Source organism: Rothia sp. HMSC062H08, assembly GCF_001810775.1.
Classification (GTDB): domain Bacteria; phylum Actinomycetota; class Actinomycetes; order Actinomycetales; family Micrococcaceae; genus Rothia.
Map to the genome: position 1 here is coordinate 37,084 of NZ_KV802657.1, position 15,002 is coordinate 52,085.

The 15,002-nt window shown below is 56.9% G+C and carries 13 protein-coding genes; 7 read left to right on the plus strand and 6 right to left on the minus strand.

What is annotated here, in order from left to right:
- Genes HMPREF2765_RS02500 through pknB form a run of 5 tightly spaced genes read left to right on the plus strand, consistent with a single transcriptional unit; the run spans position 1 to position 8,523 of the window.
- On the plus strand, positions 1-1,764 hold the full coding sequence (locus HMPREF2765_RS02500) for a PP2C family protein-serine/threonine phosphatase (protein WP_070604196.1): 1,764 nt from the start codon (positions 1-3) through the stop codon (positions 1,762-1,764).
- Positions 1,757-3,217, plus strand: a complete 1,461-nt coding sequence (locus HMPREF2765_RS02505; RefSeq protein ID WP_070604197.1) for an FtsW/RodA/SpoVE family cell cycle protein — start codon at positions 1,757-1,759, stop codon at positions 3,215-3,217. Before HMPREF2765_RS02500 ends, HMPREF2765_RS02505 begins: the two co-directional genes overlap by 8 nt.
- The gene (locus HMPREF2765_RS02510) at positions 3,210-4,649 is read left to right on the plus strand and encodes a peptidoglycan D,D-transpeptidase FtsI family protein (protein ID WP_049345751.1); all 1,440 of its coding nucleotides are present in this window, start codon (positions 3,210-3,212) and stop codon (positions 4,647-4,649) included. The genes HMPREF2765_RS02505 and HMPREF2765_RS02510 overlap by 8 nt, the downstream gene beginning before the upstream one ends.
- Positions 4,646-6,403, plus strand: coding sequence for a protein kinase domain-containing protein (locus HMPREF2765_RS02515; RefSeq protein ID WP_070505496.1), 1,758 nt, complete (start codon positions 4,646-4,648; stop codon positions 6,401-6,403). Before HMPREF2765_RS02510 ends, HMPREF2765_RS02515 begins: the two co-directional genes overlap by 4 nt.
- A 47-nt stretch (positions 6,404-6,450) precedes the next feature.
- Positions 6,451-8,523 (plus strand): Stk1 family PASTA domain-containing Ser/Thr kinase, encoded by a 2,073-nt coding sequence (gene pknB, locus HMPREF2765_RS02520; RefSeq protein ID WP_049355347.1) that lies wholly within the window; start codon positions 6,451-6,453, stop codon positions 8,521-8,523.
- Positions 8,524-8,735: 212 nt separating this feature from the next.
- Here pknB and HMPREF2765_RS02525 read toward each other — a convergent pair whose 3' ends face one another.
- The 3 genes from HMPREF2765_RS02525 to HMPREF2765_RS02530 are packed head-to-tail and all read right to left on the minus strand — an operon-like array spanning position 8,736 to position 10,313.
- The gene (locus HMPREF2765_RS02525; RefSeq protein WP_012904364.1) at positions 8,736-9,368 is read right to left on the minus strand and encodes an aminodeoxychorismate/anthranilate synthase component II; all 633 of its coding nucleotides are present in this window, start codon (positions 9,366-9,368) and stop codon (positions 8,736-8,738) included.
- Between the two features lie 15 nt (positions 9,369-9,383).
- Positions 9,384-9,545, minus strand: coding sequence for a hypothetical protein (locus HMPREF2765_RS09265; RefSeq protein WP_005507386.1), 162 nt, complete (start codon positions 9,543-9,545; stop codon positions 9,384-9,386).
- 18 nt (positions 9,546-9,563) lie between these two features.
- Complete coding sequence (locus HMPREF2765_RS02530; protein ID WP_049352863.1) at positions 9,564-10,313, minus strand: class E sortase; 750 nt, start codon at positions 10,311-10,313, stop codon at positions 9,564-9,566.
- Positions 10,314-10,472: 159 nt separating this feature from the next.
- On the opposite strand from HMPREF2765_RS02530, the gene HMPREF2765_RS02535 reads away from it, so the two are divergent.
- Positions 10,473-10,787 carry a cell division protein CrgA gene (locus HMPREF2765_RS02535; RefSeq protein ID WP_005507388.1) on the plus strand — a complete coding sequence of 105 codons (315 nt, stop codon included), beginning with the start codon at positions 10,473-10,475 and terminating at the stop codon, positions 10,785-10,787.
- Positions 10,788-10,986: 199 nt separating this feature from the next.
- Here HMPREF2765_RS02535 and HMPREF2765_RS02540 read toward each other — a convergent pair whose 3' ends face one another.
- Positions 10,987-11,904: a LysR family transcriptional regulator ArgP gene (locus tag HMPREF2765_RS02540; RefSeq protein WP_070604198.1), complete on the minus strand. Its 918-nt coding sequence runs from the start codon at positions 11,902-11,904 to the stop codon at positions 10,987-10,989.
- Between the two features lie 208 nt (positions 11,905-12,112).
- On the opposite strand from HMPREF2765_RS02540, the gene HMPREF2765_RS02545 reads away from it, so the two are divergent.
- A complete protein-coding gene (locus tag HMPREF2765_RS02545) occupies positions 12,113-12,745 on the plus strand; it encodes a LysE/ArgO family amino acid transporter (RefSeq protein ID WP_044150899.1) in 633 nt (210 codons plus the stop codon).
- A 22-nt stretch (positions 12,746-12,767) separates the two neighbouring features.
- On the opposite strand, the gene HMPREF2765_RS02550 is transcribed toward HMPREF2765_RS02545, so the two are convergent.
- Together HMPREF2765_RS02550 and HMPREF2765_RS02555 are read right to left on the minus strand one after the other, a co-directional pair.
- Entirely contained in the window at positions 12,768-14,201 is a 1,434-nt protein-coding gene (locus HMPREF2765_RS02550) for a hypothetical protein (protein WP_049350260.1), read from the minus strand.
- Positions 14,202-14,248: 47 nt separating this feature from the next.
- Positions 14,249-14,785 (minus strand): GTPase, encoded by a 537-nt coding sequence (locus tag HMPREF2765_RS02555; RefSeq protein ID WP_231840270.1) that lies wholly within the window; start codon positions 14,783-14,785, stop codon positions 14,249-14,251.
- Positions 14,786-15,002: the final 217 nt, after the last annotated feature.

Genomic DNA, 15,002 nt, shown 5'->3' on the forward strand with positions numbered 1-15,002 from the left:
ATGAAGATCGCTTTTCGTTTTGAGGCCCGCTCTGATACGGGTCTGAAACGCTCGAAGAATGATGACTCCGGCTACGGTGGTCGTTTCCTTGCTGTCGTTGCTGATGGCATGGGCGGTCACGTGGGCGGCGATGTTGCGTCGGCTACGACGGTTTTGAATTTGACTCCGCTTGACCACCCTGACTTTGAGGATGGTACCGGTAGCGTTTATCTGGCTGATGAGATTCAGAGCGCGAACCTGATTATTAATGAGCTGGCTGCTAATGACCCTCAGCTGGCGGGTATGGGTACGACCTGTACTGCCCTGCTGATTGATGGTGATTGCATTGAGTTCGCCCATATTGGTGATTCGCGTGCGTATCGTCTGCGTCCGGGTGCTGATGGCGAGTTTGAGCAGATTTCTACTGACCATACGTTTGTGCAGCGTCTGCTCAATGAGGGTCGTATTACCCCGCAGGAGGCGGAGAACCACCCGCATAAGAACGTGATTATGCGCGTTCTGGGTGATGTTGACGCGTCTCCTGAGCTGGAGTTGAAGACTCTGGACGCTGTTCCTGGCGAGCGCTGGGTGCTCTCTTCGGACGGTTTGGATGCTGTGGTGTCCCTGGCGGAGATTGAGCAGGTGATGCGTTCTACCGATGACCTGTCTGAGATTGCTGACACTCTGGTTGCAATGACCTTGGAGCGTGGCGCTCCGGACAATGTCACGGTTGTGTCTCTGCAGGTGATTGACCGTGAGGTTCTGCCGGTGGATGAGCCGGTGGGTCCTTCGAGCCTGCCTGAGTCTGCCCTACCTGATTCGATTGTGGCGGAGCAGGAGGTCAGCACGAACACTCAGAAGCTTCCCGAGGTTGCTGCCACGGCTGAAGCTGCTGAGGCTTTTTTGGGTGCGCACCATGATGAGGACTCTGAGGAGCATCATCGTCGGTCGTTGCGCCGTTTCCGTCGTGCTCGTGACTTCTCTGGCACCCTGTTGCACAGCGGTTCTGGGGCGGTTCGTCACCATATCGGTACGTACGATAACGCCGTGGATGCGGCTCTTACGAACGCTGCGATTTTGCGTAGCGAGTTGGGTTCCCGCCCGCATCAGCTGGTTGGTGCCGCTTCGGTGGCTACTGAGACCGGCATGATTCCGGCGGTGACTTCTCGTACCCTGGAGCATCGTGCGACGGTGGCTCAGCGTGTGCCGTTGAAGGTTGAGTCTGATGAGGCGGCCCTGCCGGCTGAGCTGGAGGAGCTGATTGCTGAGGACACTGAGGAGCGTTCGCGTCCGAGGTCGTGGCCGATTCGCCTGTTTATTACTCTGCTGGTTGCGGCTGTTTTGACGTTGGCTGCGTGGACCGGTCTGCGTTATGTAGAGCGTAGCTACTATGTGGGTGAGAGTGACGGCACGGTTGCGGTGTACAACGGTATTCCGCATGCGTTGGGCCCGATTCGCCTTTCTTACGTGGTGGAGAATACCGATATTCCTACGAGTGAGCTGAGCGATCATACGCGTTCTTTGTTGCGTAATGCGATTACGGCGAAGGACCTGGATGATGCGCACCAGATTGTGTCTCGTTTGAAGACTCAAGCGGATCAGACGCGTGAGAAGGCTGAGCAGGCTGCAGCGTCTGCCTCGGCTTCCGCTTCCGCTTCCCCGAGCTCTGCGGCACCCAGTGAGGCTCCGAGCTCTGAAGCACCGGGCTCTGATTCGGCATCCCCGGCTCCTGAGCAGGCTTCTTCGGAGGCTCCTGCTGCGGTAGGCGGTGAGAATAATGGCTAAGTTCTCGTTCCGTCGTGAGTCGGATGCGCCTCGTGCACGCCGTTTCACGGAGCTTTTCCTGCTGGTTTTGGCGGTGGGTATCAGCTCGTTCGGCATGTATCTGATTGATCCGGAGCATGCTTTTGATACGTCGAAGAGCCAGTGGTTGCCGTGCACGGTGGTGCTGGGTGCCGGTGCTCTTCTGATTCACCTAGTCATGCAGTTCCGCGCACGTTATGCTGATCCGTTTATTCTGCCGCTGGTGGTGGCGCTGAACGGTATTGGTTTGACCATGATTTATCGTCTGGACCCGCAGATTGCGGCGCCGGTGGGTGATGGTCAGCTGATGTGGACCGGCGTGTCTATGGTGCTGTGCGCGATTATCGTGTTCGTGCTCAGGGATTACCGTCTGCTACGTAAGGTCACGTACACCTCGCTGGTGTTGTCGATGATTCTGCTCATCATGCCGCTGGTTCCGGGTCTGGGTATGGAGCTTAATGGTGCTCGTATTTGGATTCATATCGGTAACCGCACGTTCCAGCCGGGTGAGGTCGCGAAGATTACTTTGGCGATTTTCTTCGCCGGCTATTTGGCGACGCACCGTGACCTGATTCTGGTGGCTGGCCGCCGTATTGGTCCGATTAATCTGCCGCGTCTGCGTGATTTGGCGCCGGTGTTCTTGGCGTGGATTGTGAGCCTGGGTGTTCTGGTGTTCCAGAAGGACCTTGGTTCGGCAATCATGTTCTTTGGTCTGTTCATGGCGATGCTGTACCTGTCGACCGGTCGTATTTCGTGGCTGGTGGTTGCGGGTATCGGTATGGCTGTGGGTGGCTATTTCGCGTACCACTATGTCTCGCACGTGCACGCCCGTATTTATGCGTGGGTGCATGCTTTTGCTCCGGAGATTTACCAGGCGTCTCCTGGCGGTTCGGGTCAGATTCTGCAGGGCGTTTTCGGCCTGGCTTATGGCGGTCTTTTTGGCCGCGGTTGGGGTCAGGGCCGCGCGAACCTCGTCCCGTACGCTAACTCGGACATGATTATTTCCTCGTTGGGTGAGGAGCTGGGCCTGGTTGGTCTGGGCGCGATCCTGATGATGTTCATGCTCCTGGTTTCGCGCGGTTACCGTGCGGCGTTGGGTACTCGTGATGGTTTCGGTAAGCTGCTGGCTGCTGGCCTGTCTACGGTCATGGTTCTGCAGCTGTTCGTGGTGATTGGTGGCGTGACTCGCTTGATTCCGCTGACTGGTCTGACGACTCCTTTCATGTCTGCCGGTGGCTCCTCGTTGGTGGCTAACTGGATTATTGTGGCGCTGTGGCTGTCGATTTCTCATAGTGCCCGCGCACCTCACCTGGTGGCTGGTTATGATGCTCCGCAGGGTATTGACCATGCGGACACTAGCTACGAGCCGGAGGGTGCTACTAGCGTTCTGGCGCGTATTACGGCTAAGGATTCTGGAGGTGAGAAGAATGGATAGGGCTATTCGCCGCATGTGGATGTCTGCCGCGTGCGTGTTTGTCCTGCTGATGGGTACCCTCAGCTATATTCAGTTCTTCGATTCGAAGACGCTGATGAATAATCAGTGGAATTCTCGAGCGCTCTACGACAATTACGGTTCGGCACGTGGTTCGATTGTGGTTGATGGTACGGAGATTGCTTCGTCGGTGAAGTCTGATGATGAGTACAACTACCAGCGTGTGTATAACCACCCGCTTAAGTATGCGGCTCTGACCGGTTATTTCTCCACGATTTATGGCGCGACCGGTTTGGAAGCTGCTATGGATAAGGAGCTTGCCGGCACGAGCGATAGCCAGTTCTACGACCGTGTGGCGCAGCTGTTCAGTGGTTCTTCTGCGCAGGGCGCTAGCGTGGAGCTGACGATTAATTCGAAGCTTCAGGATATTGCCTATAACGCGTTGCAGGGCCGTAAGGGTGCTGTGGTGGCGTTGAACCCGAAGACTGGTGAGATTCTGGCGATGGCTTCTTCGCCGTCCTATGATCCGAATCTTCTGTCGTCTCATACGAGCTCTTCGGTGTTGGCAAATTACCAGGCTCTGACTTCTGATGAGGACAGCCCCCTGTTTAACCGTGCGATTGCGGGTAACACCTATTCGCCGGGTTCGACCTTCAAGATTATTGATGCGGTGGCGGCGCTGGAGTCCGGCAAGTACAACGCATCTTCGGTCATTGCGAACCCCGCGCAGTTGCCGCTGCCGGGCACGAACATCAGCCTGCCGAACTATACGGGCGGTCAGTGTTCGACCCGCACTCAGGTGACGATTGAGTGGGCTTTGGCTCAGTCCTGTAATACGCCGTTTGCGCAGATTGCGATGGATTTGGGTCAGGAGCGTATCGCGAAGACCGCTGAGAATTTTGGTTACGGCCAGGATTTGAAGATTCCTTTGACGGTTTCTAAGTCGTCTTTCCCGTCGAATCTGACGCAGAGCCAGCTGGCCCAGTCGGCGATTGGTCAGTACGACGTGAAGACCACTCCGCTGCAGGTGGCGATGACTTCTGCAGCGATTGCAAATGGCGGCGTGCAGATGAAGCCGAACCTGATTCGTTCGGTGAAGACCAGCAACCTGAGCACTTTGCAGGAGTTCTCTCCTGAGAAGCTGCGTACGTCCACTAGCCCTGAAATTGCTAACCAGGTGAAGCAGTGGATGGTGAATGCGGTTGATAATGGTATTGCACGTAATGCTGGTGTCTCCGGTGTGAAGGTGGCGGGTAAGACCGGTACCGCGGAGACCACGGCAGGTTTGAATAATTCTTGGTTTACCGGTTTCGCGCCGGCTGATGATCCTCAGATTGCGATTGCTGTGGTCTACGAGGATATTGACGTGGCTACCGGTGCCCAGTTGGCAACCAGTACTAGTAAGCAACTCTTTGAGGCGGTGTTGAACAAGTGAGGCCTGCGGCTGATATCACTTTGGGCGGGCGCTACACCCTAACCGAACGTATCGCGATTGGCGGTATGGGCGAGGTGTGGAAAGCTCGCGACAAGGTGCTTGGGCGCATCGTTGCGGTCAAGATCCTCAAGGAGGAGTACACCGGTGACCCGGGCTTCTTGGAGCGTTTCCGCGCTGAGGCCCGTAATACGGCGCTGTTGAACCACCCCGGCGTAGCGAATGTTTTTGACTACGGTGAGGAGGACAACTCCGCGTACCTGGTCATGGAACTGGTGCCGGGTAATCCGCTTTCGAGCATCATCGAGCATGAGACTACCCTGCCGCCGGACCGTATTCTGAACTTCATTGCTCAGACCGCTCGCGCGTTGGCTGCGGCTCATTCGCAGGGTCTGGTGCATCGTGACGTGAAGCCGGGTAACCTCATCATCACTCCGGATGACCGTGTGAAGGTGACCGATTTCGGTATTGCTCGTCTGGCTAACCAGGTGCCGTTGACGGCTACCGGCCAGGTGATGGGTACCGCCCAGTACCTGGCGCCGGAGCAGGCAACCGGTCAGGCGGCTACCGCGTCTTCGGATATGTACTCATTGGGCATTATTGGTTATGAGTGCCTGGTGGGTCGTCGTCCGTTTACAGGTGAGTCGCAGATTGCGATTGCGTTGGCTCAGGTGAATGACCCGCCGCCGCCGCTTCCGGAGACCATCCCGGCTCCTGCTCGTGCGCTGATTATGTGTCTGCTGGCGAAGGACCCGGCTCAGCGTCCTAAGGATGCGACCGCTCTGGCGTCTGCGGTGGATGCGATTCGTCGCCGCGATCTGAAGGCAGCGGTGAAGGCTGTTCCTCCGCTGGCGCAGTTCTTGGCTGAGGAGAATGCTGACGACGGTACTGTCGCTATGACTGCTATGGATGTGGCGGCGGAGCCGATTAGCGCTTCTGCTACTCCGCGTTTTGGTTCTGGTGGTCGTTTCTCGCCGGAGCCGACGACGGCGCCTATTCCTCGTACGGGTGCGCAGACCATGCGTCCAGCTTCGGGTCGTGTGAAGGCTGCTGTTGCCCCTCCGGCTAAGCGTGGATCGAACGTGTGGATGTGGGTTGCTCTGCTTCTGGCAATCGTGCTGATTGCTGGCGGTATTTGGACGGTCCTCTCCTCCAATAGTGGTGGCGGTTCGACTGATCCGGTTCCGAGCGCTTCTTCGTCTGTTGTTCCGACGAACACGGGTACCGTTTCGACGGTGGAGCCGACTGAGTCTGCTTCTGCCCGTGCTGCAAAGCAGAAGGTGACCATCAACGCGATTAACTATGAGGGTCGTGAACTGCAGGATGCGGTGAACGAGCTGAAGAACCTTGGCTTGTCCCCCAAGACTGAGGGTGTTGAGTCTACTCAGCCGGAGAACACGGTGATTTCGGTTTCTCCGACGGGTACTTTGGAGCAGGGTAATAGCGTGACTGTTCGCTATTCCACCGGTCCGAAGTCGGTGACTTTGCCGTCGAACCTTGAGGGTAAGAACGTTGATGAGGCGTCGAAGGCTGTTGCCGCTCTGGGTGTGAATGTTTCTCTGCATTATGAGAATTCGGACACGGCGGCCCCCGGTACGGTGCTTCGTACTACCCCCTCATCTGGCACCAAGGTCACGGTTGGTAGTAATGTAGACATGTATGTGGCCTCTTCCAGTTCGGGTAGGGGTTCGAGTGCGAGCGCTTCTGCTGCACCGTCTGCGTCGGCTTCTGCTTCCGCTTCTGCGTCGGCGCGTTAGCCCCTACATTTTGATTTAGTTTTAGTCTTAGTGATCCAGGAGAACTTATGGACCTGTCGGTTCCCGACACGGTTGATAACCGTTACAAGGTACTCGAGGTAATCGGTACCGGTGCGATGGCAACCGTTTATGCTGCTGAGGATACTCGCCTCGGCCGCAAGGTTGCGCTTAAGATTCTGCGCCCGGAGCAGGCCCAGGACGATACGTTCCGCGCACGCTTTAAGCGTGAGGCGGAGGCTGTGGCGTCTCTGAACAATCCTGCGATTGTTGCTGTCTATGACACCGGTTCGTATAACCCTTCGCAGGATGGTGGGGAGTCTGCTTCTTCGGAAGAGGGCACCGCTATTCCTTATATCGTGATGGAGTACGTGGAGGGTCATACTCTGCGTTCCATTCTGTCCCGTGGCGGTCATCTGCCGGTCCGTGATGCTTTGGGTTATTCCGAGCAGCTGCTGGGTGCTTTGCAGTACAGCCACTCGATGGGCATCATTCACCGCGATATTAAGCCGGCGAATATTATGGTGCTGGAGCGTACCAGCGAGGATATCGCTAAGGGTCAGCCGGGCCAGATCAAGGTCATGGATTTCGGTATTTCCCGTGCCATTGAGGAAGCTGGCGAGGCGCTGACCAAGGCTAATGTGGTGATGGGTAGCGCACGCTACATGTCCCCTGAGCAAGTGAGCGGCAAGGAAGTTGACGCCCGTAGCGACCTGTACTCTGCTGCTTGCGTAATTTACGAGATGATTGCTGGTCGTTCTCCGTTTGACGCTGAGTCGAATGTTGATCTGGCGGCTAAGCATCTTTCGGATGCCCCTGAGCCTCCGAGCAAGTTCACCCCGCTTGAGGTTCCTGCTGGTCTGGATGCTGTGATTCTGAAGGGTCTGGCGAAGAACCCGGATGAGCGTTATCAGAGTGCTGCTGAGTTCGCTCAGGCTCTGGCGTCGGTTGTTCGCCCGGGTGAAGAGACCGTGGTTCAGGATGCAGCGATGACTACTGCTTTTGTTCCTTCGGCGACTACTGCTTCCCTGGGTGAGGATTACGCCCCGTACACCACCTCGATTACTGAGGCTTCGGTGGAAGACGGCGGCCTCAACGGCTTCTTCGAGTATGAAGACGATGAGGAACTGTATGACGAGGAGGAGTACGCAGAGTACGATGAGTCTTCGCCGCGTAAGCGTGCGTGGGTTCGTTTCCTTGTGGGTACTCTGATTGTGGCTCTGCTGGTTTTCAGTGTCGGCTCGGTTCTGTACTACCAGAACAAGCTCAATGAGGTTCCGCAGGTTCAGGTTCCGGCTGTGGTGAATGTTTCCCGCGATGATGCCGATAACCAGCTGCGTAACCGAGGCTTCGTGGTGGAGTACCGTCAGGGCTACTCGGACAACATCAAGAAGGGCGACGTTATCAACGTTGAGCCGGGTGTCGGTTCTACGGTTAATAAGGGCTCGACCGTGGTTGTGACTGTTTCGAGCGGTCCGGAGAAGGTCAAGTTGCCGGATAACCTGCAGGGTCAGAGTGAGGCGTATGTCCGTAACGCTCTGAAGGACCTGGGTCTGGTGGATGGCCGCGTCTCCACTGTGGAGAGCGCTTCCGTTCCTGCCGGTATGGTTGTGGAGCTGTCCCCGGAGAAGGGCTCGACCGACGATAAGGGCGCTCAGACCGTTGAGGCTGGTAGCACCGTGAACATTGTCCTGTCCTCCGGTAAGGTAAAGGTCCCCTCGCTGGTGGGTCTGACCAAGGATCAGGCGATTGCTGCTCTGACCGCTCAGGATGTTCTGCTGAACACCAACATTGAGACTGTTCAGACTAACGAGCGTCCTGCGGGCACTGTGCTTTCGCAGAGCTCTGCGGCGGGTACTCTGGTGGCTCAGAACAGCACTGTGACGATCCGTGTGGCTGCTACTCCGACTCAGACGACCGCTCCGACTACTGCGGCTACTCAGCCTGCGGCGGCGACCGGTAACCAGAACGCTACCACTGGTAACCAGAACCAGCAGCGTTCTACCGCTACGGCTACTCCGGCACCGGCTGCGTCCGCTACTGCGGGTACCCGTACGATTCAGGGTACTAACGCGAATACCAATGCGAACAACGCTAATAATGCAAACGCTAACGCCCGCTAAGGGGTTCTAGCGGTTAGCAAAAGGGGCGGCGCTCCACACCGTTGGGTGTGGGGTGCCGCCCCTTTTCGCGTATCTGGGCTTGTTCGTGTATCTGGGTTTGCTCGTAGCTAGGGGTCCAGATATAGCTATCGCCTCCAGTTTCCCTGTAGCGTGTCTGCTACGGGGCTTCTGGAGGCGATATAAGCCGTTGAGGGCTTCTTAGGCTAGAAGTACTAGGCCATGAGGGGCGAGAGGCTCTTAGCGCGCTCTGCGGCTCCCTGCAGGCCGGTTTCTTCGAGCCAGTTGCCGAGCATGAGGTATCCGCTTTCGGTCAGGACCGATTCGGGGTGGAACTGCACGCCGTGCATGGGGGCCTCGCGGTGGCGCAGGCCCATGATGATGCCGTTGTCGGTGGTGGAGGTGGTTTCCAGGACCTCGGGCATGGTTTCGGGTACAACCGCCAGGGAGTGGTAGCGGGTCGCGGTGAAGGGGCAGGGCACGTCCTTGAACACGGAGACGTTCTCGTGCACGAGGCGGGAGGTCTTGCCGTGCATCAGCTCGGGGGCGTGGGTGACGGTGCCGCCGAATGCCTCCGCGATGGCCTGGTGGCCGAGGCAGACACCCAGTAGCGGCTTCTTCGCTTCGGCTGCCCAGCGGATGGTGTCAATGATGACGCCTGCCTCTGCGGGGGCACCGGGGCCGGGAGAGACAAGCACGCCATCGTGTTCTTCGGCGAGCTTGATGACTTCGGCGAGCTCGTATTCGTCGTTACGGATGACGGTGGTTTCAGCGCCGAGCTGCTGGATGTAGCCGACGAGGGTGAAGACGAAGCTGTCGTAGTTGTCGATAACAAGGATGCGGGTCATGGCACGTCCTTAGCGCTAATGGTTGATGGTGACGTTCAGGTTGAAGGGGCCGTACTCTGCGAAGTGGGGGAAGACGAATTCCATGAGCAGGTAGACTACGGCGAGTATCAGCACGATGGCGATGATGATGCGAACCCACAGGGGTCCGGGAAGGTGGCGGAAAATCCATGCGTACATCTGCTTTTCCTCTCAGATTTAGGATCCTGCAACGGAGGCGGCAATTTCTGCGGGTGCTCCGGCTGCGGCGGGCTGCCAGGATTCGAGGCGGGCGTGGACAATGTATCGTTCGGTGTCGCCGTAGCGCGGGTGGCAGGTGGTGAGCGTCAGGAGGCGCTCGGTGGGTGCTACGCCGGGCTGTCCGGGGACGGGTTCGATGACTTCTACCTGGTCGGGTTGCACGATTTCGTGGCTGTAGACGGTGTAGGTGTAGTAGCCGTCTTTGGTACGCACGTAGATGTGGTCGCCTTCGGTGAGCAGGTCGATGTCGTTGAGGACTTTACCGCGGGTTTGGCGGTGGCCTGCGAGGGAGAAGTTGCCGACCTGTCCGGGCATGGCGCTTCCTTCGTAGTGGCCGAGTCCGAGGGAGTCGAGCACGTCGGAGCTGGTTCCCTGGGTGGCGGGGCGCTGGTAGTCGGATCCGAACTTGGGGATGTAGACGATGCCGAAGACTTCACCGTGGCCGGGTTCGCTCAGACCGGCGGGAGGGGTGTTGGGGTCCCAGTCGGGGAGGGGTTCGGCGGGGTTGGAGTCGAATTCCTGGACGAGGGTGCTGACGGCTTGGGATTGGGTGCGGTCGGCGTCGATGTTGGTCCACCAGAGCTGCCATGCGACGAAGAGCAACAGCAGGAGGCCCACGGTGATAAGGAGTTCGCCTGTAATCTGGATGATCCAGTGCAGCACGGTGCGGGGGCGGCGCTCTGCGGTGGGTGCCGTTCCTTGGCTCATGCGTTCTCCTTTGTCCTTTGGGTTGTGTATGTTCTTGGGCGCCGGGTGGCGTTCCTTATCTTTCAACGCACGGAGAAGGTGAAATCATCCCGTAAGTCTGCAAAGATAGGTGTGAACATATATTTTTAGGTTACCCATACAACAATAAGCGGAGGAAGTATGTCGACCAACTCGGCTAAGGCATCGTCCAAGAAGAAGTCTCAGAAGTCTGCTAAGTCTGAGGTGGAGGATGCAAGCGAGCTGCGTCTGCGTGAGATTGCTCGTGAGATGGAGAGCGGCACGCAGCTGAAGGAGCAGACTCCGTTGTGGTACCGAGTGATTATGTTCTCGCTGCTGGCGGTGGGCATTCTGTGGATTATTGTTTTCTACATTACGCAGGGCCTGTTCCCGATTCCTGATTTGGGTATGTGGAATGTGAGTGTTGGTGTGGGCGCCATGATGGTGAGCATGCTGATGATGACTCGTTGGCGCTAGAGTTTTAGGCGTTATGACTTAGGCGTTAGAGCTTATAGAGAGGCGGCCGTCCCGTGTGGGGCGGCCGCCTCTGTATGTGTGGTGGGGTGTTATAGGGTTTTATTACCCGGTTCTTATATTCTTATATAAGAATATAGTCTAGTCAGACATATATTTTTAACAATTTGGTTAATTTCAGAATCTTGAATCAATGAACCCTTTAGTAGATTAGGTCGCCTCGTGCCGCTTCGTGGACGCGGCGGGTTACGGGCTCCATAACGGGCGAGTTGATGTTCCAGCGCTGCCAGTAGAGGGGGAATTCTACCGGGGTTGCGGCGAGCTTCACGAGGTGCCCGCTTTCGAGCTCTTCGGCGCATTGCGCCTCAGGAATGAGACCCCAGGCAATACCGGAGCTGACGGCTCGCGCATAGTCCGGAGATGAGGGAATGTAGATGGTGGGGCTTTGGGTGAAGGTTTCTTCAGCCTCTAGACCTACCTCTTTTTCGATGAGGGCTCGCGCCACATCCTGCACAAAGTCTTTACGGTCATATTCGACGACGGGGGCACGATTGAGCTCTTCGCGACTCATGGTCTTGGGCCAGCCGGGCAGGTACCGCTGCACGAAGTCGGGGGTGGCAACGCACCAGTAGCGTGCCACACCGAGGGTTTCGACGGAGCAGCCGGGGATTTTTTCGGGTTTGGAGGTGATGACTGCCATGACTTCTCCGGATCGGAGCATAGCGGAGGAGTGGAATTCGCCTTCTCGTCGCAGGTCACAGAAGATGCTGTCTTCGCGGCTGAGGATTCCTACGGCGTCGAGGAACCAGGTAGCGAGTGAGTCGGCGTTGACGGCAACGGAGACGCTCTGGAAGCCGCCGGCGCCCATGAGTTCGCGTTCCATTTCTTGCTGCAGGAATTCGCTTTGTCGGGCGATGCGCAGTACGCTTTGTCCGGCGTCGGTGGGGGTGACGGGGTTGCTTCGGCGTACCAGGACTTTTCCGGCAATCTGTTCCATGGCTTTGATGCGCTGGGAGATGGCGGAGGGGCTCACTCGCAGGATATCTGCTGCCGCGTCGAAGGTGCCGTATTCAATGACGGTGGCGAAGGTGGTGAGCTGGTCGGTACTGAAACGTGTCATAAGAATATCTTACGCAGTGTGAAAATATTTAGATAGATTTAGGGTCCTTTTTCCCGTATTCTCGTCTCTGGCACTTCACACTTCAGCTAACGCAGGCTTTATCCCTGCGTCGCGAGCTTTTGCCTGGCAAGCTGGTAGTAAGAGAGCCGCTACCCACCACTGCGTACGCGGGTTCATACCCCGTTTGATCAACAGAGAAAGTTTCACGATGTCCGCATCCCTCTCCCTGCTGTTTCTGGGTGCTACCACCACGATTTCTTTGGTGGCGGCTATTGGCGCCCAGGGAACTTTTGTGCTGCGTCAGGGTATTTTGGGTCGGCATATTACCCCGATTATTATTTTCTGCATTCTGTCGGATGCTCTGATGATTGGTTTGGGCGTTGTGGGTCTGGGTGCCCTGTTGGATGCGGCGCCGTGGTTTATTGAGGTGTTCCGCTACGTGGGTGCGGCGTTTTTGGCGTGGTTCGGCTACGAGTCGGCGAAGCGTGTTTTCATCCCGCATGCGGTTGTCGTTGAGGAGGGTACCGAGGATGCGCAGTCTTTGAAGGCGGCCCTGCTGACCACGGCGGCGGTCACCTACCTCAACCCGCTGGCATGGTTGGACACAACGATTTTCCTCGGTTCTCTGGCTAATACGCAGGGCGATCCCGGCCGCTGGTGGTATTACCTGGGATGCTGCTGCGGTAGCGTGCTGTGGTTCCTCATGATTGGCTACGGCTCACGAATTTTACGTCCGCTCTTTGCCCGCCCGGAGGCCTGGCGTGTACTTGATGCGGCGGTGGCCCTACTCATGGTGTATCTGGTATTCAACCTGCTGACAGTGAACCTGTCGACCCACTAGCTTCTACCCCTACCTAACCTCTTTACGCCTTGTCAGGCTTTTTTTGCACTCTCTCCTCCTCGCTGAGGGGTATGAGTACTTCGTTCTTGGGCATGGTAAGCAGGCCCAGGTAGATATCGCGAATGATCAGGATGTGTTTGATTCGCTCAATCATGGGCTTGAGGAAGCTTCGGGCGTATTTTTCGTCGCTACTGGTGGTTGCAACGAAGTTGAGCCCGGAGAACACGGCAACGATCATGGACACCTTGATGACGACGGCGTTGATGTTGGTGTCTACGCCGAGGATTTTGAGGTGTTCGGGTTTGATGCTCATCCAGGATTCGATGGTGGTGTCGCTAATGGCGATGGACGAGAAGCCCATGAAGAATCCGAAGACGAGCAGCATGAAGAGGGTCGCCTGAATGATCTGCCCGATCATGGGGATGATGATGAGGTTGCTCCAGGGCGCGATTTTGAGGGGTCGGTGTTCAAGGATTTTCTGCTCTTCGACCCAGTCTTGGGCGGTGTTCCATATTCCACCTTCGAGGGCTGCGGCATGCTCGTAGTCGCTCTCGCTAAACCTTGCGATGTCGTCGCCTCTGTTGCGTCCTAGAAGGCGTGCTGTGCGCTCTAGGGAGGTCGTGACGACCACGAACACGGCGAGGAGCCCCATGAGCCCCAGAACAGCCCAGGTGCGCGGGAAGCTGAGCCCGTTGGCGAGCTTCCAGAGGTCTGCATTCACGAAGATGAAGAGCACGGACACCATGAGTACGGGTAGTACTTTCGCGATCATGGGCGGCAGGGAGGCGAGCTGGTGGATGGCGTGCTTGAGGGACCAGCCGAGTACGGTATCTACGCCCAAGAAGATGGCGAGGTAGATTCCGATAACAATCAGGGGGAAGACCTGTCCGCCGTCATAGACGAAGTCTATGCCTTCAAGGGTGCTTGCTTCGAAGACGCCGGTGGTGAAGAGCATTCCGGCAAAAAGTAGGGTAAGAATACCCGTGGTGATTTGAACCCACTGCGGGGTACGGACCATCAGCATGTGAGCAAGAGCGATGAACGCACCGGAGATAATCGGCATAACGAGGAAAATCCCGCCGAGTACGAGCACTGGGAGTACTTCGTTGCTGAGGGCGCTATCGCTTGTGAGAGCTTTGATGTAGTTCGGTAGGGAACCCTTCACGTCCTCTACGACGAAGAGGAGAATGTCGCGCAGGAAGATATAGCAGATATGCATGATGCCAGCCCACAGGATCCACGGCACGGAGCGTGGGAACGCATCGAGAGCACGTTGACGGGCAGGAATAATGAGGGGCACGCCCTGTTTACGGAACCAGATATTGCTCTGCTTTAGCATGTCAGCCCTGGTGTAATGGTGAGGTTGCGCCTCTTCTGCTGTGGCTTTAGTACGCAGCCGCGCCCAGATGGGGCGTGCGTCCTTCTGCTGCGGGGTGTTCTGGTCCTGTGTGCTCATGACATACCACTCTACAGGGGTTGAGAACCTCTTTTATCCGAAGGCCCCTATAGCTCTTCTCGCTGGAGTTCAGTTCCAATGAAACGACTGTAGGCACCCATAAGTAGGGCTGCTGCTGCTTCCTGTTCAGCGTAGATGCCCAGTTCCTCGTCTTCACGACCAGTGTAGGTGCCGCTACTGATTTCGAGCAGGGATAACGGTCCTTCTGCGGTCTCCGGTGCCAGGGCATCCAGGATGAAGCTCAGGCTTTCTTCTGATTCTTCAGCTACTCCCAGGAGGCGTCCCAAGTGTGTACCCGGGTAGGGTGCGATGGTGAGGACGTCTTCGTTCTCGCATTGGATAATGCGTGCGACAGGAATGATATCCCCGGCTGCGGTCTCTTCGAGCAGTAGCTCAGTGGAGAGGTCGATATGGCTTTCCTCGCTCTGTAGGAGCTGCCTGGGCCACCAGAGGTGAATGTATTCGGTCAGTGCCGCCCAGGTTTCGTGAGGCTCCAGTGTGCTCTCTACGTAGAGGGCTGCCGTTCGTTCTTCACCGTTGTGTTGGTGCTGCTGATCGACGGGCTCTGGTGCGTGGGAAAACATGGGGTAGTGCATGGTTCTACTCTATCCCAGTGTGTCTGTGAAGAGCATTCTTCCTTGTAGTCAGAGCCATAGACAAGGGTCTGAGGGTACAAAAAAAGGGGGCAGACCCATGCGGGTCTGCCCCCTTTCTAACTTTAGCTGTTAAAGCAAAAGAGCCCGCGCAAGCGGGCTCTTTTTATTGCCTATTGGATTGTTATCCAAAAACCATACAGTGAAC

Excerpts from the sequence above, each read along its gene's own strand:
- HMPREF2765_RS02500 (WP_070604196.1), top strand. The coding sequence starts at position 1 with ATGAAGATCGCTTTTCGTTTTGAGGCCCGCTCTGATACGGGTCTGAAA.
- HMPREF2765_RS02505 (WP_070604197.1), top strand. The coding sequence starts at position 1,757 with ATGGCTAAGTTCTCGTTCCGTCGTGAGTCGGATGCGCCTCGTGCACGC.
- HMPREF2765_RS02510 (WP_049345751.1), top strand. The coding sequence starts at position 3,210 with ATGGATAGGGCTATTCGCCGCATGTGGATGTCTGCCGCGTGCGTGTTT.
- pknB (WP_049355347.1), top strand. The coding sequence starts at position 6,451 with ATGGACCTGTCGGTTCCCGACACGGTTGATAACCGTTACAAGGTACTC.
- HMPREF2765_RS02525 (WP_012904364.1), bottom strand. The coding sequence starts at position 9,368 with ATGACCCGCATCCTTGTTATCGACAACTACGACAGCTTCGTCTTCACC.
- HMPREF2765_RS09265 (WP_005507386.1), bottom strand. The coding sequence starts at position 9,545 with ATGTACGCATGGATTTTCCGCCACCTTCCCGGACCCCTGTGGGTTCGC.
- HMPREF2765_RS02530 (WP_049352863.1), bottom strand. The coding sequence starts at position 10,313 with ATGAGCCAAGGAACGGCACCCACCGCAGAGCGCCGCCCCCGCACCGTG.
- HMPREF2765_RS02535 (WP_005507388.1), top strand. The coding sequence starts at position 10,473 with ATGTCGACCAACTCGGCTAAGGCATCGTCCAAGAAGAAGTCTCAGAAG.
- HMPREF2765_RS02540 (WP_070604198.1), bottom strand. The coding sequence starts at position 11,904 with ATGACACGTTTCAGTACCGACCAGCTCACCACCTTCGCCACCGTCATT.
- HMPREF2765_RS02545 (WP_044150899.1), top strand. The coding sequence starts at position 12,113 with ATGTCCGCATCCCTCTCCCTGCTGTTTCTGGGTGCTACCACCACGATT.
- HMPREF2765_RS02550 (WP_049350260.1), bottom strand. The coding sequence starts at position 14,201 with ATGAGCACACAGGACCAGAACACCCCGCAGCAGAAGGACGCACGCCCC.
- HMPREF2765_RS02555 (WP_231840270.1), bottom strand. The coding sequence starts at position 14,785 with ATGTTTTCCCACGCACCAGAGCCCGTCGATCAGCAGCACCAACACAAC.